Source organism: Arthrobacter psychrolactophilus (assembly GCF_003219795.1).
Lineage (GTDB): Bacteria > Actinomycetota > Actinomycetes > Actinomycetales > Micrococcaceae > Specibacter > Specibacter psychrolactophilus.
The window spans coordinates 177,947-204,939 of record NZ_QJVC01000003.1; the positions used below are offsets into that span (position 1 = coordinate 177,947).

Annotated in this window: 21 protein-coding genes; 4 read left to right on the forward strand and 17 right to left on the reverse strand. The window is 62.0% G+C overall.

Annotation, left to right across the window (positions count from 1 at the left end):
* The first annotated feature begins 38 nt into the window (after positions 1-38).
* On the forward strand, positions 39-887 hold the full coding sequence (locus tag CVS30_RS05260; RefSeq protein WP_110484275.1) for a PRD domain-containing protein: 849 nt from the start codon (positions 39-41) through the stop codon (positions 885-887).
* Positions 888-905: 18 nt separating this feature from the next.
* Here CVS30_RS05260 and CVS30_RS05265 read toward each other — a convergent pair whose 3' ends face one another.
* The 13 genes from CVS30_RS05265 to CVS30_RS05325 all read right to left on the reverse strand — a co-directional run bounded on the left by CVS30_RS05265 (position 906) and on the right by CVS30_RS05325 (position 16,714).
* Complete coding sequence (locus tag CVS30_RS05265; RefSeq protein ID WP_110484276.1) at positions 906-1,796, reverse strand: LacI family DNA-binding transcriptional regulator; 891 nt, start codon at positions 1,794-1,796, stop codon at positions 906-908.
* 9 nt (positions 1,797-1,805) lie between these two features.
* Positions 1,806-4,316 (reverse strand): glycoside hydrolase family 2 protein, encoded by a 2,511-nt coding sequence (locus CVS30_RS05270; protein ID WP_220033865.1) that lies wholly within the window; start codon positions 4,314-4,316, stop codon positions 1,806-1,808.
* Positions 4,313-5,104 carry an ABC transporter ATP-binding protein gene (locus CVS30_RS05275; RefSeq protein WP_110484277.1) on the reverse strand — a complete coding sequence of 264 codons (792 nt, stop codon included), beginning with the start codon at positions 5,102-5,104 and terminating at the stop codon, positions 4,313-4,315. The genes CVS30_RS05270 and CVS30_RS05275 overlap by 4 nt, the downstream gene beginning before the upstream one ends.
* Positions 5,101-5,964, reverse strand: a complete 864-nt coding sequence (locus tag CVS30_RS05280) for an ABC transporter ATP-binding protein (RefSeq protein ID WP_110484278.1) — start codon at positions 5,962-5,964, stop codon at positions 5,101-5,103. Before CVS30_RS05280 ends, CVS30_RS05275 begins: the two co-directional genes overlap by 4 nt.
* Positions 5,961-6,923 (reverse strand): ABC transporter permease, encoded by a 963-nt coding sequence (locus CVS30_RS05285; RefSeq protein WP_110484279.1) that lies wholly within the window; start codon positions 6,921-6,923, stop codon positions 5,961-5,963. The genes CVS30_RS05280 and CVS30_RS05285 overlap by 4 nt, the downstream gene beginning before the upstream one ends.
* A 16-nt stretch (positions 6,924-6,939) precedes the next feature.
* A complete protein-coding gene (locus tag CVS30_RS05290) occupies positions 6,940-7,929 on the reverse strand; it encodes an ABC transporter permease (protein ID WP_110484280.1) in 990 nt (329 codons plus the stop codon).
* A 44-nt stretch (positions 7,930-7,973) separates the two neighbouring features.
* Positions 7,974-9,674 carry an ABC transporter substrate-binding protein gene (locus CVS30_RS05295; RefSeq protein WP_220033866.1) on the reverse strand — a complete coding sequence of 567 codons (1,701 nt, stop codon included), beginning with the start codon at positions 9,672-9,674 and terminating at the stop codon, positions 7,974-7,976.
* 335 nt (positions 9,675-10,009) lie between these two features.
* A complete protein-coding gene (locus CVS30_RS05300) occupies positions 10,010-11,785 on the reverse strand; it encodes an ABC transporter ATP-binding protein (protein ID WP_110484282.1) in 1,776 nt (591 codons plus the stop codon).
* 119 nt (positions 11,786-11,904) lie between these two features.
* Positions 11,905-13,122 (reverse strand): ROK family transcriptional regulator, encoded by a 1,218-nt coding sequence (locus tag CVS30_RS05305; protein ID WP_110484283.1) that lies wholly within the window; start codon positions 13,120-13,122, stop codon positions 11,905-11,907.
* Positions 13,123-13,128: 6 nt separating this feature from the next.
* The gene (locus CVS30_RS05310) at positions 13,129-15,297 is read right to left on the reverse strand and encodes an alpha-galactosidase (RefSeq protein WP_110484284.1); all 2,169 of its coding nucleotides are present in this window, start codon (positions 15,295-15,297) and stop codon (positions 13,129-13,131) included.
* Entirely contained in the window at positions 15,290-15,898 is a 609-nt protein-coding gene (locus tag CVS30_RS05315) for an SGNH/GDSL hydrolase family protein (protein WP_110484285.1), read from the reverse strand. The genes CVS30_RS05310 and CVS30_RS05315 overlap by 8 nt, the downstream gene beginning before the upstream one ends.
* A gap of 120 nt (positions 15,899-16,018) precedes the next feature.
* The gene (locus CVS30_RS05320; protein ID WP_110484286.1) at positions 16,019-16,387 is read right to left on the reverse strand and encodes a nuclear transport factor 2 family protein; all 369 of its coding nucleotides are present in this window, start codon (positions 16,385-16,387) and stop codon (positions 16,019-16,021) included.
* Between the two features lie 21 nt (positions 16,388-16,408).
* Complete coding sequence (locus CVS30_RS05325) at positions 16,409-16,714, reverse strand: hypothetical protein (protein WP_110484287.1); 306 nt, start codon at positions 16,712-16,714, stop codon at positions 16,409-16,411.
* Positions 16,715-16,948: 234 nt separating this feature from the next.
* Between CVS30_RS05325 and CVS30_RS05330 the strand changes: the two genes are divergently transcribed.
* Together CVS30_RS05330 and CVS30_RS05335 are read left to right on the forward strand one after the other, a co-directional pair.
* Positions 16,949-18,826 carry an ABC transporter ATP-binding protein gene (locus CVS30_RS05330; RefSeq protein WP_110484288.1) on the forward strand — a complete coding sequence of 626 codons (1,878 nt, stop codon included), beginning with the start codon at positions 16,949-16,951 and terminating at the stop codon, positions 18,824-18,826.
* Entirely contained in the window at positions 18,823-20,685 is a 1,863-nt protein-coding gene (locus CVS30_RS05335) for an ABC transporter ATP-binding protein (protein ID WP_110484289.1), read from the forward strand. The genes CVS30_RS05330 and CVS30_RS05335 overlap by 4 nt, the downstream gene beginning before the upstream one ends.
* Here CVS30_RS05335 and CVS30_RS05340 read toward each other — a convergent pair.
* From CVS30_RS05340 to CVS30_RS05355, 4 genes are all read right to left on the reverse strand, one after another.
* Positions 20,682-21,308 (reverse strand): TetR/AcrR family transcriptional regulator, encoded by a 627-nt coding sequence (locus CVS30_RS05340; RefSeq protein WP_110484290.1) that lies wholly within the window; start codon positions 21,306-21,308, stop codon positions 20,682-20,684. The genes CVS30_RS05335 and CVS30_RS05340 overlap by 4 nt on opposite strands.
* Positions 21,309-21,408: 100 nt before the next feature.
* Complete coding sequence (locus tag CVS30_RS05345) at positions 21,409-22,107, reverse strand: ABC transporter ATP-binding protein (RefSeq protein ID WP_110484291.1); 699 nt, start codon at positions 22,105-22,107, stop codon at positions 21,409-21,411.
* The gene (locus tag CVS30_RS05350) at positions 22,104-23,246 is read right to left on the reverse strand and encodes an ABC transporter permease (protein WP_110484292.1); all 1,143 of its coding nucleotides are present in this window, start codon (positions 23,244-23,246) and stop codon (positions 22,104-22,106) included. Before CVS30_RS05350 ends, CVS30_RS05345 begins: the two co-directional genes overlap by 4 nt.
* Positions 23,247-23,597: 351 nt before the next feature.
* Positions 23,598-25,199 (reverse strand): reverse transcriptase family protein, encoded by a 1,602-nt coding sequence (locus CVS30_RS05355; RefSeq protein ID WP_110484293.1) that lies wholly within the window; start codon positions 25,197-25,199, stop codon positions 23,598-23,600.
* Positions 25,200-25,327: 128 nt separating this feature from the next.
* Here CVS30_RS05355 and CVS30_RS05360 point away from each other — a divergent pair, with 128 nt between their 5' ends.
* Positions 25,328-26,776: an MFS transporter gene (locus tag CVS30_RS05360; protein ID WP_110484294.1), complete on the forward strand. Its 1,449-nt coding sequence runs from the start codon at positions 25,328-25,330 to the stop codon at positions 26,774-26,776.
* Positions 26,777-26,993 lie beyond the last annotated feature (217 nt).

Consider the following 26,993-nt stretch of genomic DNA (forward strand, 5'->3'; position numbering starts at 1 on the left):
CCACCTGTCTGACCTCGGCGTCAAAGGAGACGACAAGAATGAAAATTCTACGAATATTCAACAACAATGTCGTTCTCGCGCGCGAAGACGGGGGCGAGCACCGGGAAGTGATTCTCACCGGCCGAGGATTGGGATTCCAAACTAAGCCGGGCCAAGCCATCGATCCGGCCAATATTGTGCGCACGTTTGTTCCCGATGACGGCCGTGACCCTGACAACTTCGGGGCCATGGTGGCCGCCATCCCGCCAGAGCATCTTGCCCTCGCGGAGCAAGCACTTGAGGCTGGCAGGACTCAGCTGCCCATTCCCCGCAGCGCTGCTCTTTCGGTAGCCTTGGCCGACCACTTGAGCTATGCCATTAAACGTTTGCAGGATGGTATTCGATTCGAGTATCCGTTGCGTGCGGAGGTTTCGCACCTCTATCCCGCAGAATTTCGGGCCGCACAACACATTCTTAAACATGTGAACGCCACTCTTGAAGCCCCGCTCGACGACGACGAAGCTGTCTCGATTGCCCTGCACCTGGTCAATGCCGGCTTTACTGGCGGCGATATGTCCTCGACCTATCAAATGACGGGTGTGTTCACACAACTTTTCGATGTGTTGGAGCAGGCTGCCGGGAGGCCGATTGATCGGGACACCGTCAATGCGGCGCGCTTTATCACCCATCTGCGGTACTTTTTTGTGCGCGCCAATTCCGGAAAACAGCTGGATGAAGGCGCCGGAAAATTACGCTCGGCCATCAGGGATTCCTATCCCGACGCTTATTCAACGGCGCTGCGGCTTCAAAATGTTCTGGAGCTACGGCTCGGGGAACCCCTAGCCGAGGACGAGATCACGTATTTGACGCTCCATGTTGCCCGCCTGATCGACGAACAACGCGACTAAAACCAGCTCCGTAGTGAACTAGGAGTTCACTACGGAGCCGGTTGAGCCACGTTCCACCAGGGTTGGGGCCTCGGTTGCGCGGCTGCCAACGGGTTCACCGGCTAGATGTCCCAGCAAGAGCTCGGCTGCCAAGGCCCCATAGGCTGCCACGTCGTGTGACAGCGCCGTGACTCCGGCTAACTGACACTGCACCGAGTCGTCCCAGGCCAGCACGGAAACCTGCTCCGGAACCGAAACGCCGAGGGTGCCCAGCATATCGAGGCCACCTATGGCCATGACGGCGTCGTCGTAAATGATGGCGCTGGGCCGCGGTCCAACACCTGCAGCAAAGAGTTCGGCTGTCAAGGCCTTGCCGGACTCATGGCTGTATTCGCCGTTGCGCTGCAGGCCTAGAACCCCTGCCGCGGCCATGGTCTGGGAGTAAACCTCGGTCCGTTGCGCCGTATGAAAGAGCTCCACCGGGCCAGCAATCCGGGCAATATTCTGGTGCCCCAGACCCTTCAAAAAGTGCAGCGCCTGAGCCATGGCAGCTTTGTCATCGGTATAAGCCGCCGGATGAACGGCACTAAATTGCGGATCCCCAATCACCACGGCGGGCAGCCCCAGTTCCTGCAGCAGAGGAAGACGTTCGTCATCCAGACACAGGTTCATGAGCAAGACGCCGGCGATGCGGCCCTGTTCAGCCCAGCGTCGGTAGGTTTCCAATTCCTTTTGCGGATCAGCCTGCAACATGACCAGCAGGCTCCGCCCAGCCTCGGCCAGCTTCGATTCCACACCGCGGATGAAGTCCTGGTGAAAGGGATCGAGCTGACCGGGCTGGGCCGAACGCAGGAGCACCAGGCCAAGCGGCGCCGGGGCCGGAACTCCGGACCGCGACGTCGACTCTGTGGCACTCCTCTGGCTGATCATGAAATTAGACTACCGGTGCAGTAGATCATTGGCGCAACGCAGCACAGGTGCCGAGATCAGCGCAACGACGTCGAGCTCTGTGCCACGCACCAGGAAGGTGTGTTCTCCACCAGCGCTGAGCGTCACGAGCCCTGAATCCACGGACGCCGCAGCATCGAGGCGATCGGGGAACAGCGCGATGTCCTTCACGAGCGCCGAGGCACGTACCGTCACGGCAACGCCGTCGTCCGTGGCCGTGACCTGCGCCAGCAGTGCCTGTTCCGGAGCCACAAGTGCCAGCGCGGTGTCTTCCACGAAGTAGCCGAACGCCGGGGCAAGCTCGAGGGCAGCATCGAGCGCGCGCACCTCAAGATACTCCGCCGTAGCGTCGCCGGGACGGGCAATCGCTTCGGGCAGCTGGTAGGTGCCAGCACCGCGCGCCTCGACCGAAACGCTCACGACGTCCTCGGCCAAAACCTCCCCGGCCGTTGCCAGGCGCCGCAGCCGCAGCTCAGCTGTCAGCGGGACATCAGTATCGTTATGAAGCACGACAGCGAGTCCCCCCTCACGCGGTTGAACGCTCGCCAAACGAGGTGTGTACGCATGCTTGAGCGCGTGCCACAGCGGTTTGCGAATGCCATGGCTGTCCACGGCAGCCCAGGACACCACGGGCCAGGAATCGTTGAGCTGCCACATCACGGTGCCACGGTTCAGCGGGAACAGGCTCCGGAAGTGCTCGATGCCAAAGGTCAAGGCCCGGGCCTGGTTGAGCTGGGTGGCCCAGTGCCAGTCCTCGATCGATTCGGGCTGCGGCAGGTGATCGCCGAGGCCGCGCTCGAGCTTGAGATTGCCCTGATCAGCTTTCTGGTGAACTAGCATCTGCTCGCCATACGGAGCCAGGGGCTCGTCGTGGACGACGCTCGTGAGCGTTGACCAGGCCGGCGGACCCTGGAAACCAAATTCCGAGGCAAAGCGCGGCTGGTAGGTGGCGTAGTGGCTGTAGTCCTTCTCGTTCCAGACGTCCCAGATGTGCGTGGTTCCATGGCGGGGATCGTTCGGGTGCATGTGGTCGCCATAGGAGAACGGGCTTCCGGCGGAGTAGCTTGTTCGCGCGTCCAGCTCGCTCACAATCTCGGGCAGGATCTGGCGGTAGTAGCCCTCGCCCCAGGTCCGGCCGGCCAGCGGCTCGCGCCAGCCCCACTCGACCCAGCCCCAAATGTTTTCATTACAGCCATTCCACAGGGCTAGGGACGCGTGCGTGCTCAATCGCGTCACGGCGTCACGGGCCTCGGCGATGACCTCTGAACGCATCGGGTCCTCTTCCGAGTACGCGGCGCAGGCAAAGAGGAAGTCCTGCCAGACCAGCAGCCCCTGCTCGTCGCAGAGCTCATAGAAGTCTTCCGACTCGTACATGCCGCCGCCCCAGACGCGCAGCAAGTTCATGCCGGACTCTGCGGCATCGCCGATCGAGGCGGCCAGACTTTCACGCGTGATGCGGGTGACGAGGGCATCGTCCGGGATCCAGTTGGCGCCACGGATGTACACATCCACACCGTTGACGCGGAAGAGGAAGCTCGTGCCGTCGGCGTCAGCGTCGGTGCGTAATTCGATCGTGCGGAAGCCCACGCGCGAGTTCCAGCTATCGGTGCCGACACCCTTGAGTTCCACCTGCACCTCGTGCAGATTTTGCTCGCCGTAACCGCGTGGCCACCAGGCATCCACCTGCGGAAGTTCCAAGGTCAAGGAGGTGACGCCGTCGTCCGTGGAAACCGTGAGCGACTCGCTCACCCCGGCCACGGAAATCGTCAGCTCGGCGGTGTCCTCGGAGGCGGTGCTGCCGTCCCATTCCAGCTCGATGTGGGCGTTGAGCAGACCCGTACCGTGCTCATCGAGCGTGGCGAGCGGCCGCACCGAGGCAATGCGCGCCCCCGACCACGACTCGAGCCGGATCGGCTTCCAAATTCCGGCACCGGCAATGTCGATGCCCCAATCCCAACCAAAGTTGCACGCCATTTTGCGCACCGCGTTGAAGGGGTGGTGGTTGGTGTGCGGCCGCGCACCAATCAGCTCCTGCTGCTCATGCGCGAACGTCACGGGCGCCCGGAAATCGATGATCAGCTCATTCTCGCCCGGCACCAGGAATTCCCGGACGTCGAAGCGGTACGAGCGGTGCTGATTCGCGGTGCTGGCCACGACCTTGCCGTTGAGGCGGATCGTGGCGGCAGTGTCGAGCCCCTCGGCCACCAGATCGTGCCTCGTCTGCGAGCCGCCGCCGAAGGTGAAAACGGTGCGGTACTGCCAATCCGTGAGCCCGATCCAGGCCAGCGCCGCCTCGTTATTGCCGTCGAAGGGGTCGGGAATGAGCCCGGCACGGAGTAGATCGGTGTGGACTTCGCCAGGTACGACGGCGGAAATCGCCGCCGCGCCCAGCGTCGCCTCGGGTGGCAGTGGGGTGGTGGGACGGAGCTCCCATAGGGCCCCGCCGGCGCTCGTCAGGTCTGTTGTGGTTGTTGCGGACAGCAGATCGGTTGTGGTGCTCACAGCGCAAGTCTCTTTTCCGGGTTAGGTGCCGCCTCGGCGAGCAGCTGGGTGTAGGGGTGTTGTGGGTTGAGAATGACCTCATCGGAGGGGCCTGCCTCGACGATTTCGCCCTGGTACATGACCAGGATTTCATCCGAGAAGTGCCGGGCCGTGGCGAGGTCGTGGGTGATGTAAAGGACGCCAAGGTTCTCGGCTCGTTGCAGGTCCGCTAAGAGGTTCAGCACGCCGAGCCTGATGGAGACATCGAGCATCGAGACCGGTTCGTCGGCGACGAGGATCCGTGGTTGCGGAGCCAGTGCCCGGGCGATCGCCACGCGTTGGCGCTGACCGCCGGACATTTCGTGCGGGTGCTTGGCTGCCATCTCCGGATCCAGGCGAACCCGTGTGAGTAGCTCGGCCACGGCGACGTCTGTTTCCTCCGCGGTTTTTGCCTTGCCGTGCAGCTTCAGGGGTCGGGCCAGGTGATGTCCTACGGTGTGGAAGGGATTCAGGGAGGCGAAGGGGTCTTGGAAGACCATCTGCACATCGCGGCGGTACTGGCGAAGTCCGGCCCCGCGGTTCTGGACGGGGACGCCGTCGAACAGGATCTGCCCGGAGGTTGGCCGTTCCAGCTGCATGAGCAACTTGGCGATCGTGGATTTACCACTGCCGCTCTGTCCCACAAGGGCTACCGTCTTGCCCGATTCAATCGCGAAACTGACATCCTTGACGGCCTTGAGCGTTCGCCCGTGCCAGCCGCCGCGGAGGCGATACTCCTTCACGACATTATGAAATTCCAGGGTGCTCATGCCGATCCTTCCAAGGCGCGTCCGTGGCGGATGAAGTCTCCACGTTCGCCGGTCAGGCTGGGGAACGAATCCAGCAATGTGCGGGTGTAGGCGTGGGAGGGGTTGGTGTAGACCTGCCGGGCATCGCCCAGTTCCACGATTTCGCCTCCGCGCATGACGGCAATCCTGTCGCTGATTTCCAGCAGCAAGGGCAGGTCATGGGTAATGAAGATAACGGCAAAGCCGAGCTCCGCGCGGAGCCGGGTGATTTCGCGCAGGATCTCACGCTGCACCACCACATCGAGGGCTGTGGTGGGTTCGTCCATGATCATGATCTGAGGTTCCAGTGCCATCGCCATGGCAATCATGACGCGCTGGCGCATGCCGCCGGAGAGTTCATGCGGGAAGGACCGAACGCGGTTGCGGTTGACGCCCACGCGTTCCAGCAGATCGCCACAGATTTGACGGCGTTCGGCCTTGCCCATGTCCGGCCGGTGGGTGGTGAAGATATCCTCCAGCTGGGCCTGAATATTTAGCACGGGATTCAAGGAGTTCATGGCACCTTGAAATACCATGGAGATCTTGTCCCAGCGGAAGGCCCGCAGTGGCTCCCCGTTGAGATCACTGATGGCAATGTCGCTGCCGCCCTTGTCGTGGAAGGTCACGTGGCCGTTGACAATCCGAGCCGGTGGTTTGAGTAGCTTGTTGATGCCATAGGCCAGGGTGGTTTTACCGCAGCCGCTCTCGCCGGCCAGGCCAAGAATCTCGCCGCGGCCTAGGGCAAGGCTCACGTTCTTGACGGCGTGCACCGTGGTTTCGCCTTCATAATCGATACTGAGATTTTCAATCGACAGGACGGGTCCTGGATCCAATGCATTCATGAGCTTGTCTTTTCAGTTCCGGGGACGGTCAGCTTCTTGGTACGAGGCGTATTCCAGCGCTTGCGCGCCGCCAGGGTCTGATCGCGCAGCTTGGGGTTGATGATCTCGTCGATCGAGAAGTTGATGAGGGACAGTGCCGCGCCGAAGACGGCGATGAGCAGTCCCGGCGGCACAAACCACCACCAGGCTCCGAGCCGCAGTGCCAGACCGTTCTGGGCGTAGAACAACATTGAACCCCACGTCCAAGTCCCGGAGGCGCCGAGTCCGATGAACGCCAGACCGGCCTCGCCCAGGATGGCGAAAATAACGGCAAAGACCATTTGTGAGGCCAGGATCGGCATGAGGTTAGGCAGAATCTCCACCATGAGAATGCGCCACGTCTTTTCTCCCGAGACGCGGGAGGCCGCGACATAGTCTCTGTTGCGCAGGCTCAAGGTGACGGCGCGCAGCACGCGTGCGCCGCCGGCCCAGCTCGTCAGGGCCAGGACTCCGGCGATCAGCAACAGTCCCTTGTCGGGGACGTAGCTGGAGATGACGATGACCAGAGGGAGCCCGGGGATCACGAGCATGACGTTGGTGATGAGGGAGAAGGTCTCGTCGGTCCAGCCTCCGATGTAGGCTCCGACGATGCCAAAGAACGCCGAGGCCACGATGGCCATGGCGCCTACCAAGACGCCGATCGTCAACGATCCACGGGTGGCGTGGGCGAGCTGGGCCAGAACATCCTGGCCCGTTTGGGTAGTTCCCAGCAGCATTCCGTTTCCGGGGGCCGCGAGGGTGTCGTTGCTAATAGCGTTGGGGTCCCCCAAGAACAAGGGTCCCAGGATGCCAAAGAGCGCAATGGCTCCGGCGATGATCAGGCCGGCCATCAGTTTGGCCGAGCGGGGGCGTCGCTGACGCTTCTTGGGCTGCACGGCTGCGGCAGCCGAGGCACGTGGTGCTTCAAGAGTCTGTTCCATCGTGTTCCTTCCGCCCTTAGGCACGCACGCGCGTGCGGGGATCGATGAGTGCATAGAGGAGATCAACGAGCAGGTTGGCACCGAGAACGGAGATCGTGATGACAAGGAAGATGCCTTGCATGAGTGCGTAATCGTTGCTTTGCACCGCTGTGAGAAGTGCCGATCCAATGCCCGGGTAGGAAAACACCATCTCGGTCACGATGGATCCCGAGACGACAAAGCCAAGCGAGATCGCGAATCCTGACAGGGACGGCAGGACGGCGTTGCGGGCTGCGTAGGCCGTCATGATGCGGCGAGGGTGGAGTCCCTTGGCCTCGGCGGTGACGATGTAGTCCTCGGAAAGGGTCGACACCATCATGTTGCGCATGCCCAACATCCAACCGCCGATGGAGGACAAGACAATCGTCAAGGCCGGCAAGGCGCCGTGGTAAATGACGCTGGAGATAAAGGCCCAGCTCATGCCCGGCTGCACGGTGTAGACATCGTAGCCACCGCTGAGCGGGAACATCTGGATCCTGCTACCCAGGAAGTACAGCAGCACCAGGGCCAGCCAGAAGTAGGGAACTGCCTGGAACATGGTGGTGACGGGAATGAAGTTATCCAGCCAGGAGCCGCGCTTCCAGCCGGCCAACTGGCCCAGCAAGATGCCGACGATGAAGGAGATGACGGTCGCGACACCGATCAGACCTATCGTCCACGGCAGCGACTGGCCGATGATGTCGGTGACATTGGCGGGGAAATAGGTGACAGATACGCCCAGGTCTCCACGGAAAACGCTGCCTAGGTAGTTCAGGTACTGGATAAAGACTGGCTCGTCGGAGTTGGTGCCGAGCATCAGTTCCAAGGCATGCCGGGTGGACTCCGTGACGGGGCCCTTCGCGGATAGCTTGGAGATCAAGATGTCTACCGGATTACCCGGCATCCATCGAGGGAGGAAAAAGTTCAGTGTCAGAGCGGCCCAGAGAGCCACAACATAAAACACAATCTTCTGGAGATAAAACCGCATGACTACTTAACCGTCCGTTCTGTTGCTCGGCACCAACACCATGGCTACTTACCGGCCGGGGTGAGTGACTTCAGAACAATGCCGTTGTCCCAGGACTTCCAGGAAGCCGGGAAGGCGTATTTGTTATCGTTCGTGGGCCAGCCGGTGGCGCGGTCGGTGTTGAACTCGGACAGTGTCGAGTTGACGTAGATCGGGATGTACGGCAAATCGCGGACAACTTCCTTCTGAATGGCCGCGTAGGAGGCCTTCTGTGCAGCCTCGTCGGAGGTGGCCGCAGCCTTAGCCAGTTCGGCGTCGACAATCTTGTTTTGGTAGCGGGCGTAGTTACCGCCGGTGGAAGCGTCCTCGCCGACCTTTGCCGTCGTGGAGCTATTGAAGCGCGGCTGGTAGGTGTAGTACGGGTTATCCGAGGCGCCTAAGCCGATGGAGTCCAGGGTCAATTCGAAGGTGCCCTTGGTCTGGTTGCCACTCCATTCGTTGTAGGAGAGCTGAACGGACTTGAGCTCGATGCCGGCTTCCTTGAGCTGGCTGGTCAAGACCTGAACGGCGGAGATGTAGTCGCTCCAACCGGCCACAACTTGAACCGTGAGGCTCACGCGCTGACCGTCCTTGGCGTAGATGCCGTCGCTGCCCTTGGCGTAGCCTGCGGCTTCGAGGATTCCGGTGGCCTTGGCCACGTCAGAGGTCTGCGGCACCTCGACGTCGCTCGGATTAGCAATCCACTTCTTGTCGCGCTCTGGCAGCAGCAGCGTCGGAGAGGCCGGGGCGGCAAAGTCGCCACCGGCTAGCTTGTTCAGTTGGGTACGATCCATGGCGGCGAAGATCGCCTGACGCACGGCCACGTCGGTCTGTGGGCCCTTGCAACCAAGTGCGGCATCCGAGCAGGTGAACAGGGACGTGGTCATGACGGGGGTGTTGACGTAGCTGAGGTTCTTCTGGGTACTGATCATTTCCTTCAGATTGGGCAAGAAGGAGCTCATCCAGTCCACCTTGCCAGCAATCAAGGCCGCGCTGGCAGCATCTGCGGTGGCGAGGGAGATGTACTGAACCGTATCGATTTCCGGCTTTCCGGCTTCCCAGTACGTGGGGTTCTTTTCTAGGACGTAGGACTGGGCGTTGAAGGACTTCACCTTGTAGGCGCCGGTGCCGACGGGGTTTTCGTTGATGGTTGTGGTGGGGTCGGCAATCTTGGACCAGATGTGTTCCGGGACGATGGCCTGGTTACCCAGGATCTGCGGTTCCTGCATGAAGGAGCTGGTGGCAAACTTCAGGACCGTGGTCTTGTCGTCCGTGGCGGTTGCCGTGGCATTGAGACCGCTCGTGTTCAAGGCGGGGTTGTCATGAATCATATTGAAGGTGAAGGCCACGTCCTTGGACGTCAGCGGTTCGCCGTCGTTCCACTTGACGCCCTCACGGTTGGTGATGGTCAGTTCGGTACCATCGGCGTTCCAGCTAAAGGCCGTAGCAAGGAGTGACTTCGGCTCGGATTCTGCTGCGAGGTTGTAGTAGTACAGGGGTTCATAAATAACGCCCTGCGTGGGTTGCAACATCGTGGGAGAGAACGGGTTCCAGTTCTCCGAGATGGCGCCCGTTGCGCCGTTGAACACGGTAATGGCTGAGGCGCCCGCGTCGCCGGAATTGTTACTTCCGCCGGTTTCACTGCTGCATCCGGACAACGCCAGAATGCCGGCCGTCGCAGCTGCCACAACACTCATGGCAAGGCTGCGCTTTTTGAAATGAGACATCATTGACCCTTCAATAGCGATTCACAGCACATCTGAGCCAAGATAAGCCACGGCGCTGTGTGCGCTCTAAAGAACGCCTAGAGACTTTTATAGGAGACTTAATTAAGTCTGTCAATAATGTTGAGTCGAAAATGCCTCACCTCCCCCAATGAGTCCAAATGTGACGCGGGCCACTAATTCGGGCTGAGCTTGGCTTCGGCGATGAAAGCCAGGCTCACTTCGAAACCTTCAGCACCGGCTACGGAACAATGCCCCACGCCCGCTGTTCGCGCGAACACGCCGGATAGACCCAGCGCAGGGACTGATCCGGCTGCCTTCCGGCATTAAATACCAAACTAGTGCGAGCCCAGTTGCGCTTCATGCAATTGCGCGTAGCGCCCGGAACTCAGCATGAGCTCATCATGGGTGCCGATCTCAACGATGTGACCATGCTCCAGAACAACAATCCGATCTGCTTGCCGGATCGTTGATAGCCGGTGGGCGACGACAAGAGTCGTTCGCCCCTGCATCAGCCGGCCCAATGCTACTTTGACGAGTTGTTCCGACTCGGGATCGAGAGCGCTGGTCGCCTCGTCCAGGAGCAGGATGCGCGGGTCACGCACGAGTGCACGGGCAATAGCCAACCGCTGGCGCTGCCCGCCCGAGAGCCTGGCCCCACGCTCCCCAACGATGGTGTTCCAGCCCTCGGGCTGAGAATCGACGAACTCCAAAACGTTGGCGTCCCGCAGGGCCTCGCGGATGCGCGCATCGTCGAGATGAGGGAGCCCGTAGGCAATATTTTCACGAATTGAACCCTCAAAAAGGACGGATTCCTGCGGGACCACCGAAACGAAGCGACGGACCGTTCGCATATCCAGGAGTTGCATATCTGCACCATCGAGCAATATCCGGCCACTCGTGGGCCGAACAAAACCCAGCACCAGATTCAGCAGGGTTGACTTTCCAGACCCTGAAGATCCAACGAAGGCCACCGTCTCACCCGGTCGAATTTCGAGATCCAGCTCATGAATGGCATCCACATCGGCGTCGGAGTATCTCTGGCTGACCTTCTCCAATTTCACGGCGCCGCGGACGATCTCCACGGTCAGCTTGCCGTCATTTTGCTCGATGTCTGGATCCTGCAGCACCTCGGCAATGGAGCGCACCGACTCGAGTCCACGGGCTCCCACAGGAATCAGCATGAGGAGCTGAGTCAGCCCTCCAGTCAGCAGCGCGAAGTAGCTGGAGAGCATGACAACCTGCCCTGGCGTGATCGGGAGGATTCCGGTGAGGGAAAAAATAGCTGCCAGCATCAGACAGCCAGCCCCGAGCAATTGCATCGTCACCCAGGAGATAGAAGCGACGTGACCATTGAGCATATCTAGACGCAATCCCGCCCGTTTCACATTATCGGCGCTGGAGCTAACTCGTGTGACCGCCGTCTTTTCCAGGCCGTGTGCCCTCGTGACGGGAATCAAGGAGGCCATCTCTCCCACGCGCGCCGAGAAGCCCTCAATCTCGTGGCGGAAGGTCTCATTTCGCGTCCGGGAGCGGTTTCGCATTCCAATGCGGATGCCGATGGCGATGGGCACCGTCAGTGCGTAGACCGGAAGGAATTGTGGGACGGCGATAGCGGTCATGGTGATGGCCCCCGTCATGACCATGACCGCCGACAGCAAGGGATGGGTCACTTGTTGGAGCATGAGCTCCACATTCTCAACATCGCGCACGACCTTGGTCTGCACAATCGACGAGTTCATGCGTGTGTGATAACCAATCGACAAACTTTGCAGCCGGGCTGCCAAAACGTTCCGCAGTTCGGATCCGGTGTCACGCACCACGGTCATGAAATTTCGGGTGTAAACAATGTGATTTGGATAGTTTTGAATGAGTAAGACTGCGGCCAGCAAACTCCACCACAGCACCGATTTCACATCACCTTTGACGGTAACAACGTCAATGATGGCCGCGGTGATGACCGGAAGAAACCACAACGGAATCTCTTTCAATGCGAATGCGGCACATGCCAAAGCTATCCGTCGAGGCCGTCGCAACAGCAGCCGTAGGACCGACCGAATGGGGTGATCGACGGTAATAACAGCAGAGGGCTTGGAAAGCGCTTTCTTTGGCATGGACTCCACTCTAACAAGACGTTTCGCTCCGCCACAGCCCCGCCCATTCCTGTTACATCGGGATTGTCGGGGCTCACGAAAATTCAGTTGCTCCTAGTGCAGCGCCGTGGAATGCTGGCCTACTTCTTAAGCTCACCCGAAGGTTTTCGATCCAATTTGTCTTGCAATGCCAAAGTGGCGGCACCCAGTGCGGCGGCGTCCCGCGGACTAGCCGACATAACGACCGAGACCGTGTGCACACCACGCGCCAGGGTGCGCGAATCGAGCGCCTGTTGTGCCTCCTTCAGATAGAAAGCGGCACAGGACGAGAAGCCCGGACCTGCCAACACCACCATGTCCACATCAAAGAGGTTCACGAGGGTGACAATGCCGCAGGCCAGGGATTCGGCGCCTTCGCGAATGATGTTCATGGCTGCCGCATTGCCACGAGCGGCCAAAATGCCCAGACGTGACATCCCATCCTCAACGTTTCCCAGAGCAACCTCGGCAAGGCCCGCCGACGCTGGCGCCAGACGAGCCTTCTCCACCAGGACGGGAGGTGCAGCAAATAATTCCAGGCATCCCCGATTGCCGCAGGGACAGTCCGGGCCCCGGAAATCAATGCTGATGTGACCAATTTCGCCCGCGTTGGAGCTACTGCCCCGGTACGGGCGCCGATTGACCATCAAGCCGCTGCCGATGCCTGTTGCCAGATACACAGTCGCGTAGGCCGGGTGTCCCCCGGTAGTCCCCAGCCAGTACTCCCCCACGGCGGCCGCCGTGGCGTCGTTGTCGACAATGACAGGCAACCCCGTGGCCACCTCAAGTTCATCGGCCATGGCAAAGCCGGAGAGATTCTTCAGATACGCTACGTTGCGCAGCGCGCCACCGGGCATATCGAGAGGACCCGGCATGGCCACGCCGATACCGGCAATCGTGGCTCGATCCAGCCCGAGGTTGTCGATTAGATCGGCCACGGCCTGAGCCAGAAACGTCACGATGACCTGCGGGTCCAGATCCTTGGCGCCTTGCAGGATCTGCCGACCCACAATATTGCCCGCTAAATTAGTCGCGACAATACCCACAGAAGCAGCACCAAGCTGAATCCCGATGGCCGTCATGGAATCATGGTTCAGGCGCAGCAAGGTGCGCGGCTTGCCACCGGTAGATTCTCCCTGCCCCACCTCCCGGACCAGGTTCTCCGCCAACAAATCACGGACCAGATGCGTGATGGAGGCCGGGGTCAGCGAGGTTTCCCGGACCAGTTCGATCCTGCTGGTGGGCTCGGTCGCGCGGATAATATCCAACACCCGGCTGCGTGAATCTTGCCGGAGTGGAGCCTTCGCCTTGATCATCATTCGATCCTAGCTGGCCGCGGGAGATGACCGAATTTCGCCTTCGCTCTCCAGATACACCACCACGGAATGTTCCGGCCGCAACGGCGGCATGGCGAGTCCAGCGGCAGCCAACATAGCCCCTGAAAGTCGAATCCCGCCGTCGTTCATCCACGCAGGAGAATTGTTATTCGTTCCCAAGGGAGGCGTGGGGCCAAGCTGGCGAATGCGGTAGCTGCGCTCGGGGTCGAGGCCCTTGATGCGGACCGGGACAGGCGGCCAGCACGAGGGGAGCGACAGGACCGTGAACTCGAACATCGCCTGGGAGCGGTCGGCGGCGATGATGCCGTGAGCGCTGATTTCCGGGGTGGGGTGGTCCACGCGCACCACCGTGCCCTGATGTAAGAGCGCGCGATGTTGCTTGTACACGCCGATCCAATGCCCCAGATCCTGGTGCTCTCGGGCGGTCAGCGCCGTGATGTCCCATTCGATGCCGTAGTGGCCAAAGAGCGCCGTGGCGGCCCGGAAGGACAGATCATGCGTGCGCCCCGTGGTGTGCGAGTGGGGGCTGCCAATGTGGCTTCCTACCAATTCCGGCGGCAAAAGCTGGGCCGTCCAGCGCAGAATTTGCTGCCGCTCGAGCGGATCGATGCAGTCGCTGGCCCAGACACGGTCCGTGAATTCTAGGATGCCCAGGTCGACGCGGGCGCCGCCTGAGGAGCACGACTCGATCTCGAGGCCGGGGTGACGGCTCTTGAGTTCCTCCAGCAAACGGTAGGTGGCCAGGGTCTGCTCGTGCACACCCGCGGCGCCGGTGACCGTGGAGCCGGCCTCGACAAGATCACGGTTGTGGTCCCACTTGATGTACGCAATGTTGTAGCGGCTCACGAGCTCGCTGATGCGGTCGCGAATGTAGGCAAAGGCCTCCGGGATGGCAAGGTTGAGGACCTGCTGATGCCGGGCAGGCAAGGGCATGCGACCCTGCGGCTGCAGGATCCATTCCGGATGTTCCCGGGCCAGATCGGAACGCGGGTTGATCATCTCCGGTTCAAACCACAGCCCAAATTCAATGCCGAGCTTAGCCAGATGATCGCTCAGTGGGTGCAGGCCCTCGGGCCAGACATCCTCATCCACAAACCAGTCCCCCAAGCCGGCGGAGTCGTCGCGCCGCCCGCGGAACCAGCCGTCGTCGAGCACAAATCGTTCAACGCCGAGCTCGGCGGCCTTGTCGGCGAGCGCCAAGATGCGGGAGAGGTCGTGATCGAAGTACACCGCTTCCCAGGTGTTGAGCGTGACCGGGCGCGGGGTGGTGGGATGCTGAGGCCGGGCGCGCAGGTAGTTGTGGAATTGCTGGGCGGCGGCGTCGAGGCCCACCCCATGGCAGCCATAGACCCACGGCGTGCAGTATTCCTGCCCTTCCTTGAGGATCACCTCGCCGGGCAACAACAGCTCGCCGCCGCCCAGGAGGGTTTTCCCGGCAGAGGTGTGCTCGAGGTACGAGACATGGTTGCCGCTGAAGCCCACGTGCAGGCCCCACACTTCGCCATGGCCAAAGCCAAAGTCCTGCTCACCGGCGAGCAAAACCGTGGCGGCGTCGGCGCCCGTGCGTCCGCGACGGTTTTCCCGCAGGTGGGTGCCCACCGTGATCGGGCGTCGCTGAGGTGTGCGTTCCTTGCTCCACCGGCCTGCCTGATCCAGAGATTCCACGGCGCTGCCGGATACGGGGAGCGCCACGACGAGCTGTTCGAGGTTGTAGTCGCTGGCGCCGAGATTGCGCACGGAGGCGCGCAACCGCAGGAGGCCCGAGTCATGGAGCTGGATGTCGACGACGAGTTCCAGCTCCGACTCCGCGTCCACGCCGCGAGAGCGCACGGTGTTTCCGTCCACGGTGTGGGTCAGTGAGCGGAATTGCGGCGTCCAGGCGCTGCCACTGCGGTGGCCACGTAGTCCGGGCGTCCCCATCCAGGCGGACGAGTTTTCCGGCACCACGCTAATGCGAACAGGAACGTCTACCGAGTTGTCTCGGGCCGGGGACACGTTGTCGGCAAAGTCCTGCAGCTGTTCATCACTGACGCCTCCGAGATCGGCGCCCCAGTGCAGGATCTGCGGCAGTTCGTCGGCCGCCAGGCGCAACACAACACCTGTGCCCGCGGCTCGCAACTGAAGATGCGTGAGCTGAGCTGTTACTTCCTTAGACATTGACGCTCTCCAACCAGATCGCAGCGAGACGCTCGTGCCCCACGGCCGTGGGGTGTACGCCATCTTCGGCGAGGACGGCATTGCCCCCGTGATCCGGAGCCTCGGCGTTGAGCCGCTCATGGGCCGGAACTAAAACGGCATCAAACTCTGCCGCGAGGCGTGTCACGGCTTCCTGCTTAGCACTCAGATCCTCATGCCAGTCCTGTTGCCCCGCTGTCACGGGCAAGACGAAGGGTTGTACCAAGACGAGGCGCTTAAACTGCGGCCGCGCCTGCTGCAGCAGCTCGCGATAGCCAGCCTCAAAGTCCTCCGCAGAGGTGGGTTCGTTGCTATCAAAACGACGCCAGGTGTCGTTGATGCCAACGAGAATGGAGAGGACGTCAGCATCGCTGCTCAAGACATCCTCGGCCCAGCGCGCCTTCAGATCAACCACACGGTCTCCGCCGATGCCGACATTGCTGACGGTGATTCCTTGCGGGTTGAGCTGCGAAGCCAATACCCGCACATACCCATCCCCCAGCCCCTGCGGATCCTCCCGGCGTCCACAATCGGTCACGCTATCGCCTGCAAAAAGCACGCTTGATCCCTGCGCCTGGTCCACACTGACTCCTCAACACTTGAACTTTATTTAGTGACCAATCTAAGTCACATGCAAGGTCGTTGGAGGGAATCGCACCACTATTACGCGGTGCGTCCACCGGGGCGAATTATTCTGGCGCGGCTATCCCGGCCGGGTTCCGGCAGGTGCCACCTCATCGACGTCTGTCCACACCTCGATCATGTTGACGATGAGCTCATCGCGAACGGTAATAAAGCTCGCCACCTCGAAGTGTTGTAGCCCTTTCTCGCCCAACGCCGTGACGTGAAAACGCCCCACGGCGCGATCCCCGTCCGCCACACAATCCCGAAGGATGAAGTGCTGAAATCCCGGATACTCGGCATTCAACCGGACCCACGCCTGCGCACCAAACGTTTCACCCGTATGGACGTAGTGGCAGGAAAATTCTTCATGAAGCAGGCCAGGCAACGCCGCCCAATTATGGGAGTCAATAACCTCGGTCAGCGCGCGCAGGAGTCGTTGAGCTGTCATGGAACAACGCTAACAGCGACATCAATCGCCTAGCTGCGGCAGGCAGGAGCACCTGATACTAAAGATCGGCAGCCCCGCCGGTTCCGCGCCGTGACCGGTGGCCACAAAGTAACCATGCTCAAACATGTACACGGGATACTCCGACGATAGGGCGGTGTTGTATCGACTGGGATACACCCACGGTCCGTCAATTTCATAAGCCGGCAGCGCATAGCTATCTTGCCGGTTATGGACGGTGGGATACAGATGATCGTCGATCCAGAGATGACTGGCTAGGCCAAACAGGTGGTTTTCGTTATTAACGGTGGGAAAGATTACTGCGCGCATAGTGTGCCCCGCTACTCCTTGACATGACTTAACCAGGCCCGCGCGATGGCATTCAGACGGCGTCAGTACCCATCGCACGGATAATTTAGGTAAGCCTATCCTAAGGACATGGTTCCTTTCGAAATGCTGTGAACACTGAGGTAATGATTCGAACTAACCATCGGCATCGCTGGCGCTAGCGTAGGGTAGAAAATCCACAGCATTTCAGCATTATGGGGGCAGTCGCACAAACGTATGGCACATAAAAACACCACCACACTCTTCCAAACGCTCAGCCGTTTGGCCCCGCAACTGCACCCCATCCGATGGCCGTTATTTTGGGGTTTCCTCTCAGCGTTGGCGGCAAGCGGTGTGGCTCTGGCCGTCCCGCAGATCTACCGCATCCTGGTGAACACGGCGTTAGTTCCCGGGAACGGGACGGGGGCGCTGTGGGTGGGGGCCGGCGTCGTACTGCTCTTAGGTGTGCTCGAGGCGGGACTCATCTCCCTGCGACGGCAATTTGTCATCGTCCCGGTCACGACGGTCGAAACCCGCATGCGCACCTCGTTCTACGCGCATGTGCAGCGTCTCGCCGTCGAATTTCACGACCGCTGGGGTTCCGGGCAACTCCTGAGCCGGGCCATGAGCGACCTGAACTTCATGCGCCGCTGGATGGCCTTCGGCGCGATCATGCTCGTCGTGACGGCCCTGACGGTGGTCATCGGCGTGGGGCTCATGTTCTCAATGAGTTGGGAGCTGGGACTGATTTTCCTCGCCGCCGCCGCGCCGATCGCCATCTTTGGCTTCCGCTTCCGCCGCTCCTACGGGCGCGCGAGCCGCAAGAGTCAGGATCAGGCCGGCGACCTGGCCACCACCGTGGAGGAATCCGTCCACGGCATCCGCGTGCTCAAGGCCTTTGGTCGCGGCCGCGAGGCCCTCGATTCCTTCGAGGAGCAGGCGCAGGAGCTGCAGGCCACCGAGATTCACAAGGCCAAATCGCTCGCCGTCTTCTCGCTCGTGGTCACGCTGCTGCCAGAGTTGGCCCTTGGCGCGGGTCTCGTGGTCGGGATCCTTTTGGTCTCCAACGGCAGGCTCGACGTCGGAGCTCTCGTCGCGTTTTTCGCCACGGCTGCCGTCGTGGCTGGGCCAGTCGAGGCCATGGGACCGCTGCTGGCCATGACGTTCGCCGCCAAGACGGCGCTCGATCGGCACTTTGAGGTCATCGACTCCACCAACACCATCACCGATCCGGAACACCCGGTCCAGCTCGACACCGTGCGCGGAGAGCTGGAATTTCGCGACGTGCACTTCCGATTCCCAGACAGCCCCGAAGGCACCACGGATCTGCTTAACGGCGTTGATCTAACCCTGCAGGCCGGCGAAACCATGGCCCTGGTCGGCATCACGGGCAGCGGCAAGAGCGCGCTCCTGAATCTGGTGCCGCGCCTCTACGATGTCAGCTCCGGCACCATTTCGCTCGACGGGGTCGATATCCGTCAGCTGTCCCTGAACGATCTGCGCCGCCACGTGTCCGTGGCGTTCGAGGACACCACGTTGTTCTCGCATTCGGTGCGCGAGAACGTGCTCCTGGGTGCCGCCGAACAAGGAGAATCCTCCCCGGAACTCAACGAGGCTGCGCTGGAACGGGCGCTCGAGGTGGCGCAGGCCGGATTCGCCCATACCTTGGCCGACGGCGTCGAGACCCTCATTGGCGAGGAAGGTCTGAGCCTTTCCGGCGGTCAGCGCCAACGTATTGCACTGGCGCGCGCCATCGCGGCCCGCCCTGCCCTGCTGGTGCTGGATGATCCGCTCTCTGCCCTGGACGTCAACACCGAGGAACGCGTCATGGATCGGCTGCGCGAGGAACTCGCCGGCACCACCACCTTGATCGTGGCTCACCGCCCGTCCACCGTGTCCATGGCTGACCGCGTGGCGCTGCTACAGGATGGCCGCATCACCGCCGTCGGCACGCACGCCGAACTCTTAGCCGGCAATGAGCACTACCGCTATGTACTCGCCAGCCTCACGGAGGAACCCCGAGATCTGGATAGTGACGCCGAACTTTCCGGCGAGCCCTCCGATGAGCTCGGCGCCACACCACTGACACACAAGGACCAGGGAGCCGGCGCATGAGCCGCAAAGACAAGCCTGCTAGGAACGCCACACCACAGGGCACCACAGATGAGGACCGCGTTGATCTCAGCCGGGACGACAGCCGCGCCGTACGCCAGCGCTCTGTCCGCCTGCTCGGCGCACTGCTGCGCCCGGTGCGGGTGCGTTTTGCCATCACGGTGGCCCTCGTGGTTCTCTCGCAGGCCGCCAAAGTGGCCGGGCCGCTGCTCATTGCCTTCGGCATCGACACGGCGCTCCCCGCTCTAACTGCCACGCCCGATTCCGATCCCCTGCCCCTCATCCTGACCGGCGGTGGGTACGTCGTGGCCGCATTGCTCGCTTCCTGGCTGACCGCCGCCTACCTCACGGCCACGGCGCGCCTGAGTCAGGCCATGTTGCTGGATCTGCGGCTTCAGGTCTTCCGGCACACGCAGCGCCTGAGCATGGAATTCCATGAAAGTTACACCTCAGGGCGCATCATCTCGCGCCAGACCTCCGATCTTGAGGCCCTGCGCGAGCTCCTCGATTCGGGTATTTCCTCGCTCGCCTCGGGCCTGGTGTTCATGGCGTTGACGGCCGTCTCGATCTTCTCACTCGACTGGATCACGGGCCTGCTGGTCATGGCCACCGCGATCCCGATGTTCCTGCTCTCGCGCTGGTATCAAAAGCATTCGCAGTCCGCCTACCGTTCCTCCCGCGTGGTCTCGGCCCGCTTGATCGTGCATTTCGTCGAGACCATGACGGGTATTCGCGCGGTCAAGGCCTTCCGCCGCGAGGACGCCAATGCGGCCCGCTACGACGAGCTCGCCGAGGACTACCGCCGGGTGACGGTGCGCTCCATCAACCTCAACGGCGTCTTCCAGCCCGGCCTGGTGCTGATCGGAAACGTTGCCGTGGCCGTGGTGCTCCTGGCCGGTGGTTTCCGTGTGCTGCACAGTGCGCTCGAGGTGGGCGCTCTGCTGGCCTTGCTACTGGCGACCAAGCGGTTCTTCCAGCCCGTAAGCCAGATGGCCATGTTCTACAACTCCTTCCAGTCCGCCCAGGCCGCCTTGGAAAAGGTCTCCGGCCTGCTCGAAGAAGTCCCCACCGTGCGCCCTCCGCGCCACCCGGTCGCGCTCCCCCAGGCCAGCGGCGACATCCGATTCACCGATGCCGAGTTCCGATATGGCACGGGTCCGGTGGTTCTGCCGCGCCTGAACCTACACATTCCGGCCGGTCAGACCGTGGCCGTGGTGGGTGCCACGGGCGCCGGAAAGTCCACCCTCGCCAAGCTCATGTCGCGCTTTTATGACGTCACGGAAGGCTCGTTAACGCTCGACGGCGTGGAATTGCGTGAGCTCTCCACCGCCGACTTGCGCCGGGCAATTGTCATGGTGACGCAGGAGGCGTTCTTGTTCAGCGGCTCCGTCGCCGACAATATTGCGCTGGGCAATCCCGCCGCGACGCGGGAACAGATTGAGGCGGCCGCCCGCGATGTGGGAGCCGATGATTTCATCAGGGCCCTGCCGGATGGTTACGACACCGATGTGAACAAGCGCGGTGGCCGGGTCTCCGCCGGGCAGCGCCAGCTCATCTCCTTTGCCCGCGCGTTCCTGGCCAATCCGGCCGTGCTGATCTTGGATGAGGCCACGTCCTCGCTCGATATCCCCTCCGAACGCATGGTTCAGAGCGGGCTGCAAAGGCTCTTGGGTGCCCAGGGTGCCGTGAGTGGGCGGACGGCGTTGATTATCGCGCACCGGCTCTCCACCGTGGCCATGGCCGATCGGGTGCTGGTGGTTCACGAGGGCAAGATCGTGGAGGATGGCTCCCCGGCCGAGTTGATTTCCGACGGCGGACGCTTCGCCAAACTCCATGGCGCCTGGCAGGACTCCCTCGTCTAAGAAACGGCCTCCGAGGGCTCTCCTGTGGTTCGAGAGCTTTCGTCATGCCGCAATTCGGCCACGAAGGGACCCAGCAGCGTTTTGAAGTGGAGGTGGACGTCTTTGACGTCCTGTCCGGATTCGATCATGCGAGTTCCGGCGTGCACCACGGCGTTGATCAGCTCGGCGAGAGCCGTGGGGTCCGACACCCCGAGCTCGGTCAGCGCCGCGATGAGCGGTTCCTGCAGCTGCCGATGCATCCGGCCAGCCTGCTCATTGAGTTCCGCCCCGGGCGCGAGGGTTGCCAGCGCGGATCCCACGGCGTGCGCGCCCTCCGCCACGAGGTCAACGTTCGCGGTGGCATAGGCCAAAATGCTGTCGGCCTTCGTGGGCGCGGCAGCCATGGCACCGGTCACGCGCTCCGTCCAGCGCGGAAAAATATCGCGCACCAAGGCCTGCAACAGATCCTGCTGCGACGCGAAATATTGGTACACGCTCGGCCGCGACAAGCCAGCACGCTGCGCCACCCCGGCCATGGTGGGCGCCGTCAACGTCTCCCGCAGCAGCTCGTGAGCCGCATCCAACAACGCCCGCTCCTGGGACGCACGATGCGCGGCCACCGTCGAGGCACTAATTTTTGGCACTTGAGGATCCTTTGCGTGGCGTCTGCTTAGCTAGCAACAGTATCGCGGACGACGGCGCACCTCTAGCCGGGCGCCGTCGTCCGCTTTTCAGGTGGTCACCTTAGGCGACGGAGACCGGGGCGCTGAGCTTGCCGTCCACCATTTCCAGCACGCGGTCGCAGGCGCCGAGCACCTCGTGATCGTGCGTCACCATGATGGTGGCGACACCGTGCTCACGGCTCTCGCGGGCCAGCAGCTCCACGACCTCGTGGCTGCGGGCGCGGTCCAGGGACGCCGTGGGCTCATCGACGAGGAGGAGCTTGGCTCCCGAAACGAGGGCGCGCGCAATACCCACGCGCTGGCGCTCACCACCGGAGAGCTGACCGGGACGGTTGCTGGCTCGGTGCGCCATGCCCACAGATTCCAGCAGCGGCAGCGGATCGAAGCTGCGCGGACCGCCGGAGAGCTTGTTGACCAGGCGCAGCTGATCGGCAGCTGAGAGTGCCGGGATGAGGTTGCCTGACTGGAAGACGAAACCAATGTTGGCCAGGCGGAAAGCGGCCAGTTTGCCCTGGCTCAGCCCGGCCAGCTCCTGTCCATTGACGCTCACGCTGCCCGAATCAGGAGCAGAAAGCGCTCCGGCAACGGCCAGCAGTGAGGACTTTCCGGAGCCGGAGGGGCCAACGATCGCGAGGAACTCCCCTGCGGCAACCTCAAGGTTGACGTTGTCGAGGGCGATGACCTTGCTGTCGCCGTCGCCCATTTCCAACATGGCATTGCGGATGGAGAGGGCTGTGGGTGCGGGTGTTTGCAGGGTCATCGCTGGCCTCCGAGTGCGTTGAGCGGGTCAATTTTGGAAATGCGGATCACGGCGATGGCCGCGCCCATCAGACCGAGGATGATGGTCAGTGCCGTGGCCGTGGCGATCGGGGCTGCCTCGAGGGCGAAGGGCATGGCGTCGGGCATGATGGCGCCTAGGCCCAGCCCGGCGGCCAGACCCACGGCGGTGAAACCGATCAGGACAATCGCGGCCTGCGCCAAGCCGTCGCGGAGCAGGTAGCCCGCGGAGGCACCCATGGCACGAAGGACGGCGATCTCATGCTTGCGCTGAATGGTCCATACCGTGAAGAAGGCACCCACAACGAGCGCACAGATCGCGTACAAGAACATTTGGATCATGCTCAGCGTCATGGTTTCGGCTTCATAGCCCGGGGAGGCGTTGAAGGCGGCCTTGAGCAGCTGACTGCTGGTGCCCGCGATGGCGTCGGCCGCCGCAAGGTCTAGCTTCACGCCGTCGTTCGCCTGAACGGCAACAACGCTGGCGGTGCTGAAATCAAGCGCGGACAGCTGCGCCTCGGTGGGAGCACCGGGCAGGGCCTGTCCGGAGGCGATGAGCTGCCAGGTGTGCAACGGCAGGTACGCCACATCAACGTGGCCGAACGTGGCCTGGTTTTCGGTGAAGCCAATGACCGTCAATTTGGTGTCAATACGGTCGAGCGTGACGACCGTGCCCAATTCGACGCCCTCGGCCTTCATGGTCGGCGAAACCACGATGCCATCGATGGCGCCTAGCCCGGCTCCCGAGGAGATGGCCGGGTCAAGGAACGTCCCCGGTTCGACGCCGAACAAGGTCACGTCGAGCTGAGTACCATCTTCGGCCGTGGTGTTAGCCATGCTGACGCCCATTTTCTCGGCGGCAGCCACGCCGTCGATGGTGCGCCACTCGGCCAGCTGCTGATCGTCAATCACGGACCGGGAGAAGGCGTTGTCCGTCTTGGTGCCCTCGTCGAAGGCAAACGCCGTGGCCGGCATCGACTTGAGACCGGAGACGCCGTCGTTGACGAGCCCAGAGGAGAGGCCTGAGAGCATCACCATAAGCACGGCAATGAGCGCTATGACACCGCCCATCAGGGTGAAGCGGCCGCGGGCAAACCGCAGTTCGCGAAGTGCGAGGAACATTGATCGTCCTAATTTAGTGTCCAAAATGATACTGACACCGCGTCGGTATCATTCCAACATCTTGTCAGGAAGATTTCTGATACACCAACTTTTACCCCACACTTTTGAGCAAAGTCACCTTAGCTATGGCCACCCACGGGGCTCTGCTCCTCGGTCGGCCCGCTTTTTGCTGTTTGCCTCGCCAAAGTACGACGGCGCATCCCTCACCTCCCGCGTCCGCACGTTGACTCGCCAGATAACGCCGTTTAGAACGGTTTTAGGGGCGTTATCTGCTCACTGACCGCCGGGTCAAGCCATTCTGACGCCGCGAATCACATCGAGAGCCGTAATTCTCGACGCTTTCCTGCGTATTCACCACTGGATACGATGAAATTCGCGCAACAGTTTGGCCCCTCGTTCGGGGTTGAGCGTCGCCACCCAAGAGATGCGCCCCAGCAGGTGTCCCCGGAAATCGGGATGCCCGTCCCAGTTTTGTGATTCCGGCCCGCGGGTGCGGCAATTGTGCAGAATCGCCTTCAAACGGTCGACGTCGGACCTGGCCGGGTTGGTGCGTTGGTTCACCACAACGCTGGTCACACTTTGGCGGACGCTAGCCGGGCGCACCCGAGTTTTCAGGCGATTGATCCGGTGCCCATCGTCGCGAACGATGGCTGTGACAGCCGCAACGAAGGCGTCGGCACGGCGGGCAAGGTCCTTGCCACCACTGAAGGCGAGGTCGTCGGCGTACCGGGTGTACACGCCGTCGAACTTTTCACTCAGGCCAGCGAGCCGGGAGTCGAGCCGGCGCACGGAGAGGTTGGCCAGCATCGGCGAGGTGGGTGAACCCTGAGGAAGATGAGGTAGCGAGAGTGCCTGTCGCAGGGCAAAACGCTCCGCCGGATCGCCGCCGGGTGGCATGAGGGCAAGTATGCGCGGTGGCACCCGATGCGTGCAGATCCCCGCCAGTCGGTGGGCCACGGCCTCGGGGAATCCGGCCTTCCGCAGGGCGCCAAAGACCTTGCCGGCGGTGACTTTGGCGAAGAAGCTTACGAGGTCGAGATTCATCACCACCTCTTGGCCAGTGTGCTGCGCGGCTCCTGTCACGGCACTGCGGCCCGGGACGAAGCCGTGCGCCGCGTCGTGCAGCTCAATGAGGTAGAGAAGTTTGTGCAGAATGATTCGCTGGATGGCCCGCAGGCGCGGAGCCGGGACCTCCAGCAGACGCGGCAGACGGCCCGGTCGCACGCGCCACTCGTAGCGATAATGCTGGAGTTTTCGTGTGGCCATGCGGTTCCAGTGGCGCGTGTCGGCGAACCATTCCAGTTCGCCCGGCGTGAGTTCGAGCAGGTGCGCAAGATCGCCGAGATTGTTGATCCGGGGCGTTTGGCGCGGCGCATTCTCCCTGGCCACCGCGGGCGCAAGCACGTAGTGGGCCAGGCGGATGGGTTTGCGCTGCTGGGCGGCCTTGGCCAGCGCCTCAACGAAGGGCTCGGCATGATGAATCCTAGCCGCCAGCTCACGCGGAGCATCCACGGGCGCACGGAGATACCCTCGCAAAACGTCGCTGACAAGTGGCCCCAGCCAACGCCGGCGTGCACCTAAAACGTGCGCGCCAGCCGCCATGAGCGCAGCCTTGTTCCATTGCGGGGCGGCGAGGAAGGCCTGCGCGAGGGTCTCCGTCACGGCCAACGTTGAAGGCCGGGGCGTGCGCTTAAGCGTTGCGGAGGCGGGAGTTATGTGGGCGATGTTTGGATTTAGGACTGCGATGGTTTCTCCGATGACCTGGCTGTCTGTTCGGTTGCCCAGTTGCGCGGAGCGCAACGACGCATCCGAGGTGCATGGATCAGGCAAAACTGCGTGCCCCGGGGTAACCCCGGGGAGGGATGGGCGCCGAAAGACGCTTCCCGCCTCATCGGAGAAACCATCGCATGCGCCCATGCTAACGGAAACAACAGTGTCCCCGCTCACAACCATCACGTGGACATTATGCTGCGGCGGGAATAGATCCGCACATGCAACCGCTTGCCGTTACTAGGACCATTTTTCTCACCGACGGCGTTGCTGGTGACAGAATGGGTCCTCCGGACTCTACGAAAGAAGCAATGCGCAAAGCTCGAGCTCTCAGTACAGATCAACGGTCATGGCCGCTCATCGCCGTTTTGGCGGTGACGGGCGCGTGCGCCTCGTTTATGTTCACCTTGGTCATGCCCATTCAGGCACAACTTCCGCAGCTCATGGACGCTCCCCGAGAGGCAACGGCCTGGGTCGTCACGATCACGCTCCTGACCTCCGCCATCGCCACGCCAATTTCCGGCCGGTTGGGCGATCTTTTTGGTAAGCGTCGGATCATTTTGATCTTGCTCATGACCTTGATTCTCGGCAATATTCTCGCCGCGGTCTCTACGAGTTTGCCGTTATTGCTCGTGGGCCGTGCCATGCAGGGCCTCATGAGCGGTGTGATACCGCTGGGCATCGCGGTGATGCGAGATCAACTTCCGGCGAAGCGGGTGGGTGGCGCCGTGGCACTCATCAGTGCCTCCTTTGGATTTGGCTCCGCATTGGGTCTGCCCATTAGCGCCTTGATTGCAGAGACCATGGATTGGCACGCGTTGTTCTGGATTGCCTCGGGCTTGGGATTGGCACTGCTTGGGCTCATTGCGTGGATTGTTCCGAAGGATCGAGCTTTTGTCTCGGGTGGCTTTGATTACCTGGGCGCCTTGGGACTCTCAGCCGGGCTCTCGGGCCTTCTCATCGCCATCGCACAGGGCAACGCGTGGGGCTGGACCTCCCCGCTGACCCTGGGATTCGGCGTCGGCGGTATCCTGGTGCTCATTGCGTGGGGCGCCTTTGAGCTGCGGCTGGCTCATCCCGTGGTCGACTTGCGCGTGGCGGCTCGCCCGACGATTCTCATGACTAATCTGGCCTCCGTTGCCCTGGGTTTCGCCTTCTTCTCGTCGGCCATCTTGTTCCCGCAAATTCTCGAACTCCCCACGAGCACGGGCGTTGGGCTGGGTATGTCGCTGCTCGCCATGGGACTGATTCTCGCCCCGGCAGGACTCGTGCAGATCGCCATGGCCCCGGTTGCGGCCCGAATGAACAACACGGTTGGTGGACGAGTCACCCTCGTCACGAGCGCCATCATCATTTCCCTCTCCTACGTCCTAGCCCTGCTGGCTGCGACGGAAATCTGGCAGGTCATGCTCGCCAACGCGTTCATTGGGGCCGGGATCGGCATCGGCTTTGCCTCGATGCCCATGCTAATTATGGGTGCCGTGGACGCAACGGAAACCGGGGCAGCCAATGGTTTGAACTCCCTCATGCGTTCTCTCGGTACGGGTAGTTCCGCCGCCGTCATGGGGGCCATTCTTGCAGCCTCCAGCTCCGGAGGCTCGGCCCCCACCGTGGGTGGTTTCCAGTTGGGTTTCTCAGTAGCGCTCGGCGCCGCGGTGGTGGCAGGCATTTTGGCGCTGTGCATCCCCAAGCCACGGCCCGTGCAGGCCGTGGCTGTGGATCTTTCCGGGCACTCTTCTCTGGCCGCTAAGAAGGCCTAAACGGCTACCGTCAAGGACAGCAATTCGGTGTGGCTGGAGCTCGTGGTCACCGTGATGACAGTTTGGCCAGCTCCTTCCCCCTGGAGGATGGAGCCCGACTTCGTTGATGCCATCCGCCTTGAGTTCACCGGTAATCGTCGTGGCGGCGCCGGGCCCCAGGCTGAATGTCTGGGCTCCCGATTCCAGGAGCGACGCTGCACGGCTTAGCGGTGCCATC

Excerpts from the sequence above, each read along its gene's own strand:
- CVS30_RS05260 (WP_110484275.1), top strand. The coding sequence starts at position 39 with ATGAAAATTCTACGAATATTCAACAACAATGTCGTTCTCGCGCGCGAA.
- CVS30_RS05265 (WP_110484276.1), bottom strand. The coding sequence starts at position 1,796 with ATGATCAGCCAGAGGAGTGCCACAGAGTCGACGTCGCGGTCCGGAGTT.
- CVS30_RS05275 (WP_110484277.1), bottom strand. The coding sequence starts at position 5,104 with ATGAGCACCCTGGAATTTCATAATGTCGTGAAGGAGTATCGCCTCCGC.
- CVS30_RS05280 (WP_110484278.1), bottom strand. The coding sequence starts at position 5,964 with ATGAATGCATTGGATCCAGGACCCGTCCTGTCGATTGAAAATCTCAGT.
- CVS30_RS05285 (WP_110484279.1), bottom strand. The coding sequence starts at position 6,923 with ATGGAACAGACTCTTGAAGCACCACGTGCCTCGGCTGCCGCAGCCGTG.
- CVS30_RS05290 (WP_110484280.1), bottom strand. The coding sequence starts at position 7,929 with ATGCGGTTTTATCTCCAGAAGATTGTGTTTTATGTTGTGGCTCTCTGG.
- CVS30_RS05295 (WP_220033866.1), bottom strand. The coding sequence starts at position 9,674 with ATGTCTCATTTCAAAAAGCGCAGCCTTGCCATGAGTGTTGTGGCAGCT.
- CVS30_RS05300 (WP_110484282.1), bottom strand. The coding sequence starts at position 11,785 with ATGCCAAAGAAAGCGCTTTCCAAGCCCTCTGCTGTTATTACCGTCGAT.
- CVS30_RS05305 (WP_110484283.1), bottom strand. The coding sequence starts at position 13,122 with ATGATGATCAAGGCGAAGGCTCCACTCCGGCAAGATTCACGCAGCCGG.
- CVS30_RS05310 (WP_110484284.1), bottom strand. The coding sequence starts at position 15,297 with ATGTCTAAGGAAGTAACAGCTCAGCTCACGCATCTTCAGTTGCGAGCC.
- CVS30_RS05320 (WP_110484286.1), bottom strand. The coding sequence starts at position 16,387 with ATGACAGCTCAACGACTCCTGCGCGCGCTGACCGAGGTTATTGACTCC.
- CVS30_RS05325 (WP_110484287.1), bottom strand. The coding sequence starts at position 16,714 with ATGCGCGCAGTAATCTTTCCCACCGTTAATAACGAAAACCACCTGTTT.
- CVS30_RS05330 (WP_110484288.1), top strand. The coding sequence starts at position 16,949 with ATGGCACATAAAAACACCACCACACTCTTCCAAACGCTCAGCCGTTTG.
- CVS30_RS05335 (WP_110484289.1), top strand. The coding sequence starts at position 18,823 with ATGAGCCGCAAAGACAAGCCTGCTAGGAACGCCACACCACAGGGCACC.
- CVS30_RS05345 (WP_110484291.1), bottom strand. The coding sequence starts at position 22,107 with ATGACCCTGCAAACACCCGCACCCACAGCCCTCTCCATCCGCAATGCC.
- CVS30_RS05350 (WP_110484292.1), bottom strand. The coding sequence starts at position 23,246 with ATGTTCCTCGCACTTCGCGAACTGCGGTTTGCCCGCGGCCGCTTCACC.
- CVS30_RS05355 (WP_110484293.1), bottom strand. The coding sequence starts at position 25,199 with ATGGTTGTGAGCGGGGACACTGTTGTTTCCGTTAGCATGGGCGCATGC.
- CVS30_RS05360 (WP_110484294.1), top strand. The coding sequence starts at position 25,328 with ATGCGCAAAGCTCGAGCTCTCAGTACAGATCAACGGTCATGGCCGCTC.